Genomic DNA, 14,296 nt, shown 5'->3' with positions numbered 1-14,296 from the left:
GGCCTGCTCGCCAGCCGCGGCGTGGCGCTGACGGAAGGCTCGCGCCGGCCGGACGGCCACCTGTCGCGCTGCATCGTCCTGGTCGATGCCGAAGGCAGCCGCACCATCGTCAACGAGCCGCTGCAGGTGCCCAAGGCCGACCTCCTGGCCTGGCTGGCCAGCCTGCCGAGGCACGCCGGGCGCCACTGCGTGCACATCCAGGGCGACCAGCTCGAGGAACTGCTGGACGTCCTGCCGGCAGCACGGAGCCGGGGCCTCCTCCTGTCCTGCCACGCCCCGGGCCTGCGCTCGGCCCTGCGCGCGCCGGCCGCGATCCGCCGGCTCGCCGAACTGCTCGACCTCGTGTTCCTGGACGGTCCCACCGCGCGCGCCGTCACCGGCATGTCGTCCACCACTGCCTGCCTGCCGGCACTCGGTGAGCTGGCGAGCAGGGCCACGGTGGTGGTCACGCTGGGTGCCGAGGGTGCAGCACTATTGGAGCCCGGCCGGAGGCCCATCCGAGTCCCGGCCGGCACGGTTGTTCCGGTAGATCGCACCGGCGCCGGCGATTGCTTCGTCGGCACCTATCTGGCCGCCTGGCTGTCGGACTGGCCGGCAGCGGATGCGGCCCGGCTGGCCGTGCTGGCCGCCAGCCGCTCGGTGCTGGTGCCAGGTGCCCAGGAATATCGGCCAGTCGCGGACGAGCTGACCACAGAAGGAGTTTGAACGTTTCAATCGAGCCTATTAGCGTTTTCGGCGCCTAGACAGGATCTCGCGGCAGTCGCGCCGTCGAGTTGGGGGAGTTCCGGACCATGACCTTTCGTCGACGCGTCCTCCTCGCCGGTGCGGCGCTCGCCGCCGGCCTCGGTCTCGCCAGCACCGGGCCGATGGCCCAGGAAAAGCCGACCATCGGCCTCGTGCAGATCAACCAGCAGGCCCTGTTCTTCACCCAAATGAACGAGGGCGCCCAGAGGAAGGCAGACGAGCTCGGCGCCGAGCTGGTGATCTTCAACGCCAACAACGACCCGGCCGCGCAGAACAACGCGATCGAGACCTATATCGCCCAGGGCGTCGACGCGCTGGTGGTGGTCGCGATCGACGTGAACGGCATCATGCCGGCGGTCCAGGCGGCGGGCGAGGCGAAGATCCCGGTGGTCGCGGTGGACGCGATCCTGCCTGAAGGCCCGCAGGTGGCGCAGGTCGGCGTCGACAACGCGCTCGCCGGCAAGATGATGGGCGAGCGCTTCCTGGAGATCGTCAAGAACGACATGGGCGGCAGCGCCAAGGTCGGCATCGTCGGCGCGCTTAACTCCTTCATCCAGAACGTCCGCCAGAAGGGCTTCGAGGACGTGGTGGCCAATGCCGAGGGCATCACCATGGCCGGCGTGGTGGACGGCCGGAACATCCAGGACAATGCGATGTCCGCCGCCGAGAATCTGATGACCGCCAATCCCGACCTGACCGCGATCTACGCCACCGGCGAGCCGGCCCTGGTCGGTGCGGTCGCCGCGGTGGAGAGCCAGGGCCGCCAGGCGGATGTGAAGGTGGTCGGCTGGGACCTCACCGCCTCGGTGATCAAGGGCATCGACGACGGCTACGTGGTGGGCGTGGTCCAGCAGGACCCGGCCGGTATGGGCGCTGCCGCGGTCGAGGCGGCGGTCAAGGCGGCCAAGGGCGAGGCGGTTGAGAAGCAGATCGACGTGCCGGTCACGATCGTGGACAAGAGCAACGTCGAGCCTTACCGCGCAATCTTCAAGTGACCGAGGGAATCAACCAGGCAGCCGCGGCCGCGGCTGCCACCCCGCGTGTCCGGCTGGAAGGCATCCGCAAGCAGTTCGGCTCGATCCAAGCGCTGCGCGGTGTCGATCTCGACCTGATGCCGGGCGAGGTGCTGGGCTTGGTCGGGGACAATGCGGCCGGCAAGTCCACGCTGACCAAGGTGATCAGCGGCGCCTATGTGCCGGATGAGGGCCGCATCCTCGTGGATGGACAGGCTGCCGGCTACACCACGCCCGCCGAGGCGCGCGCGATCGGCATCGAGATGGTCTATCAGGACCTCTCGCTCTGCGACACGATCGATGTGGCCGGCAACCTGTTCCTGGGCCGGGAGCCCCGCCGCTCCGTGCTTGGCCTGAAGCTGCTCGACCGCCAGCGGATGCGCGAGGAAGCCAGGCGCAATCTCGATGCGCTAGACATCCACGTGCCGAGCCTGGACGCCTATGTCGAGCAGCTCTCCGGCGGGCAGCGCCAGTCGATCGCGATCGCCCGTGCCGCTGCCTTCGCGCCCCGCGTCCTGATCATGGACGAGCCGACCTCGGCGCTGGCCGTGGCGGAGGTCGAGGCGGTACTGCGGCTGATCCGGCGCCTGGCCGAGGGCGGCACCTCCATCATCCTGATTACCCACCGCCTCCAGGATCTGTTCCGGGTCTGCGACCGGATCGTGGTCATGTACGAGGGCACCAAGGTGGCCGAGCGCAGGATCGGGGAGACCGACCTGGAGGACCTGGTCGGGCTGATCGTCGGCGGCAAGGCCGAGAAGCTGAAGGGCCATGCATGAGCACGACGCCCATCTACGAGCGCCGGCCGACAGGACCGCGCTACCATGACTTTCTCGCCCGGCATGCCCAGGTGCTCAGCATTGCGGCGTTCTTCCTACTCATGGTGGTGCTGTTCAGCCTGAACACCAATGCCTTCCTGAGCCAAGCCAACCTGCTCAACCTCCTGCGCCAGTCAGCCCCGTTGATCATCGTGGCGGTCGCGATGACCTTCGTGATCACGACCGGCGGCATTGACCTGTCGGTCGGCTCGACCGTGGCGCTGGTCAACGCCCTGGTGGCGATCGCATTGCAGGCAGGCGTGCCCTGGCCGCTCGCCGTGCTGGCCATGCTGGTCCTGGGCGGACTGGTGGGGCTGCTCCAGGGCTGGTTCGTCGCGCGGGAAGGCATCCCCGCCTTCATTGTGACGCTGGCCGGGCTGTCGATCCTGCGCGGCGTGGCGCTGCTCCTCACCCAGGGCTTCTCCATTCCGATCGCGTCGGACAACTGGTTCGTCCAGATCGGCCGCGGCTGGTTCCTGGGCCTGCCGTTCCCCGCGATCCTGGCAGTACTGGTGATGGCGGCCGGCGCGCTCGCTTTGTCCTCGACCCGCTTTGGCCGCTACGTTACCGCCATCGGCGCCAATGCCGAGGCGGCGCGCCGTGCCGGCATCGGCGTGCAGGGCGTCACGATGGCGGTCTATGTGCTGACCGGGATCGCCGCGGCGCTGGCCGGCATCGTGATCGCGGCCCGGCTGGGCTCCGGCTCCTCCAACGCGGCGGTGGGCTTCGAGCTGGACGTGATCGCCGCGGTGGTGCTGGGCGGCACCTCGCTCATGGGCGGGCGCGGCAGCATCCTCGGCACCTGCCTGGGCGCCCTCACCATCGCCGTGATCGGCAACGGCCTGATCCTGGCGCACATCTCGCCCTTCTTCACCCAGATCGTGACCGGCCTGATCATCCTGGCCGCCATCTGGCTCAACACCAAGGTCTTCCGAGGCGGACGCAGGCGATGAGCGAGCTATCCCCGGCCCATGTCGGCTCGGGCCAGGTCATGACCGTGGCCGGGCCGATCCCGTCCGAGCGGATGGGCATCACGCTCCCGCACGAGCATATCCTCAACGACTGCCGCTGCTGGTGGAATCCGCCCAAGGAACCCGAGCGGCAGTATCTGGCGCATGGCAAGGTCGAGATCGGCATCTTGTCCGAGCTGCGCCAGGACCCGTTCGTCAACCTGCACAATTGCGGGCTGGACGACGAGGCGCTGGCGATCGAGGAGCTGAAGGCATTCCGCCGGGCCGGCGGCGCCACGGTGGTCGACCCGACCTGCCGCGGCATCGGCCGCAATCCGGCAGCACTGCAGCGGATCGCGCTGGCCACCGGCCTGCAGATCGTGATGGGCTCGGGCTACTACCTGCAGAGCTCGCATCCGCCGGAACTCGCGGCCATGTCGGTGGACGACGTGGCCGATCAGATCGTCCAGGAAGCGCTGGAAGGCATCGACGGGGTCCGGATCGGGCTGATCGGCGAGATCGGGGTCAGCTCTGACTTCACGCCCGAGGAGCGCAAGTCGCTTCAGGGGGCGGCCAGGGCGCAGAAGCGGACGGGGCTGCCCCTGATGGTCCACCTGCCCGGCTGGTTCCGCCTGGGCCTTCCGGTGCTCGATCTGATCGAGGCGGAGGGTGCGGATCCCAACCACACCATCCTCTGCCACATGAACCCGTCCTTCGACGATCCCGCCTACCAGAAGGCCTGTGCCGACCGGGGCGCCTTCATCGAGTACGACATGATCGGCATGGACTTCTTCTATGCCGACCAGGGCGTGCAGTGCCCCTCGGACGAGGAATATGCCCGTGCCATCCGCCGCCTCGTTGACGGCGGCTACGGCCACAAGCTGCTGCTCTCGCAGGACGTGTTCCTGAAGAACATGCTCACCGCCTATGGCGGCAACGGCTACGCCTTCGTGCTGCGCCATTTCGTGCCGCGCCTGCGCCGTCATAGCGTTTCGGAGGATGCCATCCAGCGCATGCTGGTCCACAATCCGCGCAGCGCATTCGACGCCACCACCTGACGAAGAAGCCCTTTGGAGTTCTCGATGTCGAAGAAGAACGTCCTCCTGGCCGGTGAAAGCTGGTCGACCTCCGCCGTCCACACTAAGGGCTTCGACCAGTTCAACTCGACCACCTTCCATCTGGGTGCCGAGCCACTGGTCAAGGCGCTGTCCGACAGCGAGTTCGCCCTGCGCTACATGCCCTCGCACGAAGCGCAGACCGCCTTTCCGCTCAGCCTCGAGGATCTGCAGCGCTACGACACCGTGATCCTGTCCGACATCGGCGCCAACTCGCTGCTCCTGCACCCCGATGTCTGGCTGCACGGCAAGACCGTGCCGAACCGGCTGAAGCTGCTGCGCGACTATGTGGAGATGGGCGGCGGCCTGTTCATGATCGGCGGCTACCTGTCCTTCCAGGGCATCAACGGTGCGGCCCGCTACGGCCGGACCGCGGTGGAGGAGGTGCTGCCGGTCACCTGCCTGCAGGTGGACGACCGTATCGAGATCCCGGAGGGCTTCTCGCCGGAGATCGTCGAGCCGGACCACCCGATCCTCCAGGGCCTGCCCGCCGACTGGCCGGTGCTGCTCGGCATCAACGAGGTGGTGGTGAAGAACGAACCGGGCGTGCAGCTCCTGGCGCGCACGCCGGCCGACCAGGGCAGCCACCCGCTGCTGGTGGCCGGCGGCTATGGCCAGGGCCGCACGCTCGCCTGGACCTCGGACATCGGCCCGCACTGGCTGCCCGAGAGCTTCGTGCAGTGGCCGGGCTATGGCCAGCTCTGGCGGCAGTGCCTGGCTTGGCTGACCGGCAAGGCTTGACCCGCTGTCCAGGCCCAATGCGGCGCGCCATGCTGAACCTGGAGGCGGGGGCGGCATGGCGCGGGCGTTCTGGTGGATCGACAAGGAGCAGGGCGAGCTGCGCCCGGAAGTGCCGGGCGAGGGCGCGTTCCTGATCCGCGCCAGGTTCGGCGCTCTCTCGCGGGGGACCGAGCGGCTGGTCGCGACCGGTGCGGTTCCCCCGGGCGAGTGGGCGCGGATGGCCTGTCCTGCCATGGCCGGCGACTTCCCCTTCCCGATCAAGTACGGCTACTGCGTGGTGGGCTTGGTCGAGCGTGGTCCTGCCGACTGGCAGGGCCGGACGGTCTTCACCCTCCACCCGCACCAGGAGCGCTTCGCTGTCGCGGATGCCGATGCGCTGACCCCGCTCCCGGACGGGGTGCCGCCCGAGCGGGCCGTGCTGCTCGCCAACCTGGAAACCGCCCTCAATGCCGCCTGGGACGCGCCGCTGATGCCGGGCATGCGCGTTCTGGTGCTGGGTGCCGGGGTGGTGGGCTGCCTGTTCGCCCGGATCGCCCGGCAGACACCGGGGGTCGAGATCGTCCTGACCGACCGCGATCCCGGGCGTCGGGCGCTCGCCGATGCCCTGGACGTCCCGTTCGCCGACGCACCGGTCACGGGCTGCGACCTGGTGGTCGAGGCGACCGGCCGGCCGGAGGCGCTGGAGCCGGCGCTCTCCGCCTGCGGGCGGGAAGCGACCCTGCTGGTCCTGTCCTGGTACGGGCAGCACACCGCGCCGGTGGCGCTCGGCCGCGCCTTCCACAGCCAGCGGCTGCGCCTGGTCTCCTCCCAGGTAGGTGCCATAGCACCAGCGATGCGCGCCCGGGTCGACCATGCCGAGCGCCGGCGCCGTGCCGCCCGGCTGCTGGCGGACCCTGCCCTGGACGCGCTGATCGGGCCGCCACTACCCTTCGACCAGCTGCCGGCCCAGGCGCTGACGAGGCTCCTGGACCCGGACGACGGCCGTGCCCCGCTGATCGTCTATGCCGGCAGCCAATAGCCAGGAGAGGCCTCGACCGATGTACAGCGTCACCGTCCGCGACCACGTGATGATCGCCCACAGCTTCCGGGGCGAGGTGTTCGGCCCGGCACAGAAGCTGCATGGTGCCACCTTCGTGGTCGACGTGACTTTCGAGCGCCCGGAAATCGACGATGACGGCATCGTGGTCGATATCGGCCGGGCGATCGACCGGCTGAAGGCGGTCTGCGCCGAGATCAACTACCAGAACCTGGATGAGCTCGACATGTTCGCGGGCAAGAACACCACCACGGAGTTCCTGTCGCGCTGGATCTGGGGCCGTTTCGTCGATGCGCTGGCAGCCGGTGAGCTAGGCCCCGGCTCCGACCAGGTGACCGCGGTGGGGGTCGAGCTGCACGAGAGCCATGTCGCCCGAGCCGGCTACAAGGCGCCGGTCCAGGGGCGTGGCTGAATTCGCCTTCGCCATCCCGGGCGACCCGGACCAGCGCACCGGCGGCTATCTTTATGACCGCCGCCTAGCCGCCGAGCTGCCCCGGCAGGGCTGGCAGGTGCGGCCGGTGCGCCTGCCGGATGGCTTTCCGTTTCCCGATGCCGCGGAGCTCGCGGCAACCGATCGGTTGCTGGCAGACCTGCCCGACGACATGCCGGTCATGGTCGACGGCCTGGCGTTCGGCGCCATGCCGGAGGTGGCGGCCCGGCACGCTGCACGGCTGCGCCTGGTGGCCCTGGTCCATCATCCGCTGGGCTACGAGACCGGGCTCTCCCCGCAAGTGGCGGAGCGGCTGGTCGAGAGTGAGCGCGCAGCGCTTGGCCATGCCCGCCATGTGGTAGTCACCTCCACCACCACTGCGCAAACACTGGCGACCGCGTTCAGCGTGGCCGAGGCCAGGCTGGCCGTCGCCCTGCCCGGCACCGACCCGCTGCCGGCGGCGGTGGGCTCGGGCGATGCTGCCCCGGCATTGCTGGCGGTGGGCTCGGTCCTGCCGCGCAAGGATTTTCCGGCCCTGGTCGATGCCCTGGCGAGCCTCGGAGACCTGCCCTGGCGGCTGGTGATCGCCGGGAGCCTCACGCGCGACCCCTTCGAGGCCGACCGGTTGCGGGCCACGATCAGGCGGCATGGGCTGTCGGAACGGGTGACGCTCGCGGGCGAGGTGGCCGCCGACGAGCTGCGCGCACTCCTCCATCGCAGCGACCTGTTCGTTTCCAGCTCGCGTTATGAAGGGTTCGGCATGGCGCTGGCCGAGGCGGCCGCGGCTGGCCTGCCGGTGGTCGCGGTGGCCGGCGGGGCGGTCGCCGACTGGATGCACCCTGATGCGGCCGTGCTGGTGCCGCCGGACCGTCCGGACGAGTTGGCGCTGGCACTGTCCTCTGTCCTGGCCGGACCCGACCGGCGCCATCGGTTGCGGACGGCGGCGCTCACCGCCCGTGCCCGCCTGCCGGACTGGGCCGCCTGCGCTGCCGCCGTGGCCGCTGCGCTCGACCGGGTGGCACGAGCTTGACCGGCTTTGCCGCTGGCTGGCTGGAGCTGCGCGAGCCTCATGACGCCTCCGCCCGCGCACCTGAGTTGCTCCGGGCCCTGGCCACTTGGTCCGCCGGGCGCAGCGGGCTGCGGGTGGTCGATCTGGGGGCCGGTACGGGCAGCGCCTGGCGGGCACTGAGCCCCTTCCTGCCGGACGATGCGCGCTGGACCCTGGTCGAGCACGATCCGGCCCTGGTGGCGGCTGGCACCGGTCGTCTTCCGGCGGACTGGCGCATCGTCTATCGCGAGCTGGACCTGGCGCGCGACCTGGAGGCGGTGGTGAGCGAAGGGGTGGATCTGGTCACCGCCTCCGCCCTGATCGATCTGGTCTCCGCCGCCTGGCTCGACCGGCTGGCCGGGCTGCTGCGCCGCCATCGGTGCGCCGCCTGGATCGGCCTGACGGTTGACGGCGAGCTCGCCTTCGCGCCGCCGCTCGAGGGCGACGCCGAGGTGCTGGCGGCGTTCAGCGCCGACATGCGGCGCGACAAGGGCTTCGGCCCGGCACTCGGCGCCGATGCCCACCAGGTTCTGGCCCAGCGGCTCGAGGGTCATGGCCACGTGCTGTCCGCCAGCTCGCCCTGGCGGCTGGGTGAGGCGGATGGCCCGATGCTCCACGCGATGATCGACGGCATCGCTGATGCGGCGGCCGCCCCAAGATCATGGCGGGAGCGACGCCACCTGCGCACCACCGGCCTTCGGGTCGGCCATCGCGACCTCCTGTTCCTGCCCTGGCCCTAGCCCTACCGGCCGCCGCGCCCGGCGAAGGACGTAGAGGCGGTCTTCGCCCAGCGGCAGGCATTCCGGCTGAAAGCGCTCGGCATCCTGCATCGACATGGCCGAGGGCAGGGGCAGCGCGTCGCGGCCCTGGCCGATCACGACCGGCGCCACGCACAGGTCGAGCCGGTCCAGGCAGTCATGCTGCCAGAAGCACGCCACCGTGGCGCCGCCGCCCTCGATCAGCAGTCGGCGCAGGCCCACGGCAGCGAGTGCCCGGAGGACGGAGCGTGGGCAGTAGGCGGCACCGTCGCTGCCGGGCTGCACCGCCACGACCTCCGCATGCCCGTGCCGGCCGCCATCCAGGTTCTCCGGGCGGGTCAGGAGCAGGGTCTGGCTGGCCCGGTCCTGGAAGACCCGGTAGCCGGTCTCCAGCCGGCGCCAGGGATCGAGCACCACCCGCGTCGGCGAGGGGCCGTCGCACAGGCGCACGGTGAGCTGCGGGTCGTCGTGAAACACCGTGCCGCCGCCAACCAGCACCGCATCGGCCAGAGCGCGCAGCCGGTGCATATGGACGAGGTCCTCCGGCCCGGTCACGTAGGCGGAGTGGCCGCTTGCCGTGGCGATCCGCCCGTCCAAACTCTGGCCGAGATGGGCCACGACATGGAGCCTGTCGGCGGTCCGTGCCTGCAGTTGGTCGCGATAGAGGCCGAACAGCCCGATCCATGCGGCCGCGTCCTCCGGCAGCGGCCGGCCGGTGGCGCGGCTCTCGAGCAGGGCGATCCAGCGCCGGTCGGATGCCGCCCGCGTCAACGTGCCGGATCCTCCCTGATCGCCTCGATCTCGATCCGCACCGGGATCTCGTCGGGCACCCAGCCCTCCGCGACGCCGTAGCTGCTGCCGAAGTCGGACCGGCGGATCACCGTGGTGGCCGAGGCACCCAGGACGTAGTTCCCGCCGAACGGATAGGGTGCGATTCGGTTGAGCGTGACGTCCAGGGTGATGGGCCTGGTCACGCCGCGAAAGCGCAGGTCGCCGATGATCTGCCCGGTCGTGTCAGAGGCCGGATCGGCATCGGTCATCACGAACTCGGCGATTCGGTGGTCATAGGCGTCGAGGAAATCCGCCGAGCGCAGGTGGCGGTCGCGCCGCTGGTTGTTGGTGAACACGCTGTCCAGGTCGACCTTGATCCGCAGATAGGTGAGGGCGCGGGTCGTCTCGTCGAAGTCGAACTCGCCCTCGACCCGCTGGAACAGGCCGAAGATGCGGGCGTAGCCGATATGCGGCGCCTCGAACATCACCGTGGTGTGCTCGGGATCGAGCCGCCAGCGGGTGCCGGCATCACCGGTCTTCGGCACCATCATCACGCCCGCGAGCATCAGCAGGCACGCGAGCAGGCCGACCGGTCGCCTCATCCGCCATCCTCGTCGTTCACCGCCGGCAGCCCGAGATGTCCGGCACGCTGCGTCTTGGTCTGAAGATAGCGGAGATTGTGCCGGTTCGCAGCGACCGACAACGGCACGCGCTCGGTCACGTCCACGCCGTAGCGGGCGAGGGTACGCACCTTTTGCGGGTTGTTGGTCAGCAGGCGTACCTGGCGTAGCCCCAGGGCCTGGAGCATGCGCGCCGCCGTCCGGAAGTCGCGTTCGTCCGCCTCGAAGCCCAGATGGGTGTTGGCATCCAGCGTGTCGAGGCCGGTTTCCTGGAGCCGGTAGGCACGCAGCTTGTTGGTGAGGCCGATACCGCGGCCTTCCTGGCGCAGATAGAGCAGGGCCCCGGCACCTTCCTGCGCCATCTGGGCGAGGGCCGCCTGGAGTTGCGGGCCGCAATCGCAGCGCAGCGAGCCGAACACGTCGCCGGTCAGGCACTCCGAATGGAGCCGCACCAGCGGCTGGGCAGCACTGCCGAGTTCGCCCACCACCAGGGCCACATGCTCATAAGCGACGTCCGGGGCACGGAATGCCACGACTCGGGCGCTCTCGGTCAGGCTGATCGGCAGCTCGGCCTGGACGGTGGGCACGAGCGGCGGGTCGATCGTGGCCGTCTCGACCTCGTCCACCTCGATCTCGACGATCACGTCGACCTCGCGCTCGGTCACCGGCGCCACCACCAGGGCAGGCAGGAGGGAGGCGCGCTTGGCGATGTCGACCGCGGCGGCCTCGGCCCGGCTGGCCGGCTCCAGCGCCAGCTCGGGCAGAACCACCGGCCGCCTGCCGCCGACCGGCAGCCCGGCCAGGGTTTCCAGCAGCTTAGCACCGCCCGCGCACGGCACGGTCAGCGCCACGCAGACGGCACCGCCCGCATCCAGCCCGAGTGCTCGGGCGCGCGATGCGGTCAGCACCATGCGGACCGTCGGCCCGGAGCTCCGAGCAAAGGCCAGCGAGGCCTCGGTGCCGGCCCCGTCGAGTGCCACGCAGTCGACCTCTGGCTGCCCGAGTGCCGCGATCCGAACGATCCCGCCTTCACGCAGCACCGCCTCGGCTGCCGCCAGCCGCACCCGGCGCCGGATCGACTCGCTGGCTGCGGGGACCTGGTCCGCCTTCTCGCTCCGCCCGAGCATTCTTTTCCCCGAGATCCGACTGAATCCGAAACGCGTACCACGCTAAGTGGGCAGTGCGTCCCGCACGCGCCAGCCCGGCTTTTCCATTGAAAACCGGCCGGCGCGTGCGCCATGTCGTTATGCCCGCACATGATCCAGGGAGTCTCGCCGATCACCAGCCTGACCAACGCGAATCGCGCTTCCTGGATACTCGGGGGCCTGTTGGCTGAGCTGGTTTTGGCCGCCACCGCGGCCGCCGCGGTGATGGGCGCAGGGACGCTGCTGCCGGTCGTGCTGCTGGCTTCGACCTCGGCCCTGCTGGTGCTGGCGGCAGCCAGCCACCCGTCCAGCGACGGCCCGGGGCCAGCCGACCTGGTGACCGGCATCAGGCTCGGCATGGCGATCGGCATCGGCGTCAGCGTGCTGTGCGGCAGCCCCCCGGGCGGGCTAGTCGCGGGCCTGCTGCTGCTGGCGCTGAGCACCGATGCGGCCGATGGCTGGATCGCCCGGCGCACCGCCACCGCCACGAGGTTCGGGGCGCGGTTCGACCTGGAGACCGATGCGGTGCTGCTCGGCGCCGCGAGCTTGGCCGCGATACCAGTCGCGGGCCCGATCGTGCTGGCGGCACCGCTCCTGCGCCCGGCCTGGCTCCTGGCTGGGCGAGCCCTGCCCTGGCTCCAGCGACCGCTGCCGCCCTCGCTGCGCCGCCGCGTCCTGTGCGCGCTGCCGATCTTCCTGCTGCTGGCCGTCCCCTGGCCGCTGGCAGGATCGCGCCTGGCGGTCCCGGCGGCCTTGCTGGCCGTGCTGCTGCTGGCCGCGTCCTTCCTGATCGACCTCACCCACCAGTGGCAGCAGCGACGGGTCCCGGGGGCAGCGGCGTGATCGGCCGCCCCTGGCTGTTCCTGGCGGCCCTGCTGCTGGCCAGCCTCAGCCTGAATCTGCCGGGCTCGCTGGCCGAGGCGGCCCAGCCCTGGTTCTGGCGGCCGCCGGTCGAGTTCGTGCTGGCCGTGCTGCTCGCCATCCTGTGCGGCCGGCGGCTGGGTGCCTGGCCCGCCAGGGCGATGGGCGCCTGCCTCGCCATGTTGATCCTCGTCCGGATCGTCGACCGGCTGGTCTGGCTCTGGTTCGGCCGCGAGCTGGTCCTGGCGACCGACCTGGAGCTGGTGGTGCCGCTGCTGGAAGTCGGCTCGGGGGGCTGGCGCCTGGTACCCGCGGCGGCCGCGATGGCGCTGGGCGCCTCCTGCCTGCTCCTGCTCTCCTGGCCGCTCGTCCATGGCATCGATGCCGCGGCCCGGCTGCCGAGGCTGGCCGCGCTGCCGGCGGTGGCGCTGGTGGGCCTCTGGCTGGCCGGTGGACCGCTCTCCGGGTTCGGCCTGGACCAGTTGGTCAGGCAGGTCGACCGGACCGTCCAGGCCCGGGCGGCCGAGCAGCGCTTTGCCGAGGCGCGGGCCGCCGACCCCTGGCGTACCGCAGCACCCGCCCGGCTGTTCCCAGGGCTGGCCGGGGTCGACGTGCTCGTGGTGTTTGTCGAATCCTATGGCCGCTCGGCCTTCGACCAGCCGGACGTGGCGGCCCTGGCCCGGCCGCCGCTGGAACGGCTGGCGGCAGCAGCCGGACAGGGCGGCAAGACCCTGGTTTCCGGCTTCCTCCATTCGCCCACGGTCGGCGGCCAGTCCTGGCTGGCGCACGCGACGGTGGCCTCGGGCATCCCCACCACCGGGCAGGGCGGCTGGCGGGTCTACCTGCAGTCGGCCGATGCCGACCTGGCGCATCTGTTCCGCCGGGCCGGCCATGCGACGGTGATGGTGCAGCCGGCGATCGTGCGGCCCTTTCCGGAAGCGCTAAACCTGGGCTTCGACCGGCTGCTGTTCGCCGACGGGCTCGACTATGCCGGCCCCCGCCCGGGCTATGTCACTATGCCGGACCAGTTCACCCTGGGAAGGGTCGAGGAGCTGCTGGCCGGTCCGCCGGAAGGGGCAGATGCCTGGTATGGTCAGGTGGCGCTGGTCGGCAGCCACGCCCCCTTCACCCCGCCCGTGCCGCCGCTCCTGCCATGGGATGCGCTGGGCGACGGCAGCGCCTTTGCCGGCCGGATGCCCGAGGGGCCGGGTGCGGTCGAGCTGTGGGCCGACCCGGCAGCACTGCGGCAAGCCTATGCCAGGACGATCGCCGGCACCATCGAGGTCATCGCCTCCTGGGTGGCGCTGCCGGTACCTCGCCCGCGCCTGGCGATCATCCTGGGCGACCACGAGCCGGCCGCCCGCGTGCTGGGGGCCGATCCGGGCCATCACGTCCCGGTCCACGTGCTCGCGACCTCGCCGGAACTGGTGCAGCCCTTCCGGGACATCGGGCTCGTTTCGGGTGCGTTTCCCGATCCCGATCATCCGGTGATGGGCATGGAGGGGCTGCGCCTGCTGCTGCTGGAAGGATTCGGCGGGGCATCGACCCTGGTGGGCGACCTGTCCCTGCCGGGGACCGAGTAGCGCCGCTCAGTCGGCACCCTCGACATAGTCCGGGCCGATGGTGATGCCGGCGGCACCCGCCTTGCCGAACAGGCCCTCCCAGAACTCCGTGAGCGTGCGCACGGCCTCCCCCGACAGGGCCGGCCGGTCCTTCGCATGGCTGCGGCCGAGGCCGAACGCGTCCACCTCCATGCCCGTCAGGTCCGGGACCATGCCGGCCTGCTCGACCCGTGCCAGCGCCGGCCCCGCGCCATCGCGCAGGAGCTGCTCGAAGGTCAGCAGCTCGGTGTTCTCCAGCATGTCGGAGAACAGGACCATCCGGGCGGGACGGCTGGCGCGGTTGCTCGCGGCGACGCTGCGGATCGTCTCGATGATGGCCGAGGCCGCGTAGTCCTGCTGGTCGTGCAGGAGGTCGACCAGCATCGTCACCAGGTCGCGGGTGAAGACCTGCCGGTCGGCACGCGCCACCATCGCCTTGCAGCTGCTGAACAGGTTGTCGAGGAACCCTTCGTCCGGGCAGCCCGGCACGCAGCGGTCGAACAGCCGCCGGCTGTCGGCGGGGCTGGCGCCGATCGTGTAGAGCAGCAGCCGGTCCCCGGTGCCGAGCTCGCCGAAGAAGCGCTCCAGCCCGCCGACCAGGACCTCCTGGTCCCGATCGTCATAGGCGGTGGTGCGGTCGATCAG

At 70.7% G+C, this 14,296-nt stretch carries 16 protein-coding genes; 12 read left to right on the top strand and 4 right to left on the bottom strand.

Annotated elements, in window-relative coordinates; genetic code table 11:
• The 10 genes from EQG76_RS14925 to EQG76_RS14880 form a co-directional block, all read left to right on the top strand.
• On the top strand, positions 1-705 hold a 705-nt coding region (locus tag EQG76_RS14925), incomplete at its 5' end, for a carbohydrate kinase family protein (RefSeq protein ID WP_200840830.1).
• Positions 706-791: 86 nt separating this feature from the next.
• Complete coding sequence (locus EQG76_RS14920) at positions 792-1,739, top strand: substrate-binding domain-containing protein (RefSeq protein WP_159714826.1); 948 nt, start codon at positions 792-794, stop codon at positions 1,737-1,739.
• Positions 1,736-2,536 (top strand): ATP-binding cassette domain-containing protein, encoded by an 801-nt coding sequence (locus EQG76_RS14915; RefSeq protein ID WP_159714824.1) that lies wholly within the window; start codon positions 1,736-1,738, stop codon positions 2,534-2,536. The genes EQG76_RS14920 and EQG76_RS14915 overlap by 4 nt, the downstream gene beginning before the upstream one ends.
• Positions 2,533-3,528, top strand: a complete 996-nt coding sequence (locus EQG76_RS14910) for an ABC transporter permease (RefSeq protein ID WP_159714822.1) — start codon at positions 2,533-2,535, stop codon at positions 3,526-3,528. Before EQG76_RS14915 ends, EQG76_RS14910 begins: the two co-directional genes overlap by 4 nt.
• Positions 3,525-4,583, top strand: coding sequence for a phosphotriesterase family protein (locus EQG76_RS14905; RefSeq protein WP_159714820.1), 1,059 nt, complete (start codon positions 3,525-3,527; stop codon positions 4,581-4,583). The genes EQG76_RS14910 and EQG76_RS14905 overlap by 4 nt, the downstream gene beginning before the upstream one ends.
• Before the next feature lie 24 nt (positions 4,584-4,607).
• Entirely contained in the window at positions 4,608-5,381 is a 774-nt protein-coding gene (locus EQG76_RS14900) for a glutamine amidotransferase (RefSeq protein WP_159714818.1), read from the top strand.
• A 55-nt stretch (positions 5,382-5,436) separates the two neighbouring features.
• Positions 5,437-6,399, top strand: coding sequence for a zinc-dependent alcohol dehydrogenase (locus EQG76_RS14895; protein ID WP_159714816.1), 963 nt, complete (start codon positions 5,437-5,439; stop codon positions 6,397-6,399).
• Positions 6,400-6,418: 19 nt separating this feature from the next.
• Positions 6,419-6,829: a 6-pyruvoyl trahydropterin synthase family protein gene (locus tag EQG76_RS14890; RefSeq protein WP_159714814.1), complete on the top strand. Its 411-nt coding sequence runs from the start codon at positions 6,419-6,421 to the stop codon at positions 6,827-6,829.
• Complete coding sequence (locus EQG76_RS14885; protein ID WP_235031377.1) at positions 6,822-7,877, top strand: glycosyltransferase family 4 protein; 1,056 nt, start codon at positions 6,822-6,824, stop codon at positions 7,875-7,877. Before EQG76_RS14890 ends, EQG76_RS14885 begins: the two co-directional genes overlap by 8 nt.
• Positions 7,874-8,635 carry a class I SAM-dependent methyltransferase gene (locus tag EQG76_RS14880; protein WP_159714810.1) on the top strand — a complete coding sequence of 254 codons (762 nt, stop codon included), beginning with the start codon at positions 7,874-7,876 and terminating at the stop codon, positions 8,633-8,635. The genes EQG76_RS14885 and EQG76_RS14880 overlap by 4 nt, the downstream gene beginning before the upstream one ends.
• Here EQG76_RS14880 and EQG76_RS14875 read toward each other — a convergent pair.
• From EQG76_RS14875 to ribA, 3 genes are read right to left on the bottom strand one after another with little or no spacing between them, the layout of a single operon-like run.
• The gene (locus EQG76_RS14875; protein WP_159714808.1) at positions 8,555-9,424 is read right to left on the bottom strand and encodes a RibD family protein; all 870 of its coding nucleotides are present in this window, start codon (positions 9,422-9,424) and stop codon (positions 8,555-8,557) included. The two genes, EQG76_RS14880 and EQG76_RS14875, sit on opposite strands and share 81 nt — an antisense overlap.
• Positions 9,421-10,026 (bottom strand): YceI family protein, encoded by a 606-nt coding sequence (locus EQG76_RS14870; RefSeq protein ID WP_159714806.1) that lies wholly within the window; start codon positions 10,024-10,026, stop codon positions 9,421-9,423. The genes EQG76_RS14875 and EQG76_RS14870 overlap by 4 nt, the downstream gene beginning before the upstream one ends.
• Complete coding sequence (gene ribA, locus EQG76_RS31730; RefSeq protein ID WP_200840829.1) at positions 10,023-11,171, bottom strand: GTP cyclohydrolase II; 1,149 nt, start codon at positions 11,169-11,171, stop codon at positions 10,023-10,025. Before ribA ends, EQG76_RS14870 begins: the two co-directional genes overlap by 4 nt.
• Positions 11,172-11,372: 201 nt before the next feature.
• Between ribA and EQG76_RS14860 the strand changes: the two genes are divergently transcribed.
• Together EQG76_RS14860 and EQG76_RS14855 are read left to right on the top strand one after the other, a co-directional pair.
• Complete coding sequence (locus tag EQG76_RS14860; RefSeq protein ID WP_159714804.1) at positions 11,373-12,032, top strand: CDP-alcohol phosphatidyltransferase family protein; 660 nt, start codon at positions 11,373-11,375, stop codon at positions 12,030-12,032.
• Positions 12,029-13,633 carry an alkaline phosphatase family protein gene (locus tag EQG76_RS14855; RefSeq protein ID WP_159714802.1) on the top strand — a complete coding sequence of 535 codons (1,605 nt, stop codon included), beginning with the start codon at positions 12,029-12,031 and terminating at the stop codon, positions 13,631-13,633. The genes EQG76_RS14860 and EQG76_RS14855 overlap by 4 nt, the downstream gene beginning before the upstream one ends.
• A gap of 6 nt (positions 13,634-13,639) precedes the next feature.
• On the opposite strand, the gene EQG76_RS14850 is transcribed toward EQG76_RS14855, so the two are convergent.
• On the bottom strand, positions 13,640-14,296 hold a 657-nt coding region (locus EQG76_RS14850; protein WP_159714800.1), incomplete at its 5' end, for a hypothetical protein.

The organism is Geminicoccus flavidas, assembly GCF_009806515.1.
In the GTDB taxonomy this organism is placed as follows: Bacteria; Pseudomonadota; Alphaproteobacteria; order Geminicoccales; family Geminicoccaceae; genus Geminicoccus; species Geminicoccus flavidus.
This window is presented reverse-complemented; position numbering and strand designations above follow the sequence as displayed.

Bases quoted from the DNA above. Each gene is read 5' to 3' on its own strand.
- EQG76_RS14920 (WP_159714826.1), top strand. From the start codon at position 792: ATGACCTTTCGTCGACGCGTCCTCCTCGCCGGTGCGGCGCTCGCCGCC.
- EQG76_RS14910 (WP_159714822.1), top strand. From the start codon at position 2,533: ATGAGCACGACGCCCATCTACGAGCGCCGGCCGACAGGACCGCGCTAC.
- EQG76_RS14905 (WP_159714820.1), top strand. From the start codon at position 3,525: ATGAGCGAGCTATCCCCGGCCCATGTCGGCTCGGGCCAGGTCATGACC.
- EQG76_RS14900 (WP_159714818.1), top strand. From the start codon at position 4,608: ATGTCGAAGAAGAACGTCCTCCTGGCCGGTGAAAGCTGGTCGACCTCC.
- EQG76_RS14895 (WP_159714816.1), top strand. From the start codon at position 5,437: ATGGCGCGGGCGTTCTGGTGGATCGACAAGGAGCAGGGCGAGCTGCGC.
- EQG76_RS14890 (WP_159714814.1), top strand. From the start codon at position 6,419: ATGTACAGCGTCACCGTCCGCGACCACGTGATGATCGCCCACAGCTTC.
- EQG76_RS14870 (WP_159714806.1), bottom strand. From the start codon at position 10,026: ATGAGGCGACCGGTCGGCCTGCTCGCGTGCCTGCTGATGCTCGCGGGC.
- ribA (WP_200840829.1), bottom strand. From the start codon at position 11,171: ATGCTCGGGCGGAGCGAGAAGGCGGACCAGGTCCCCGCAGCCAGCGAG.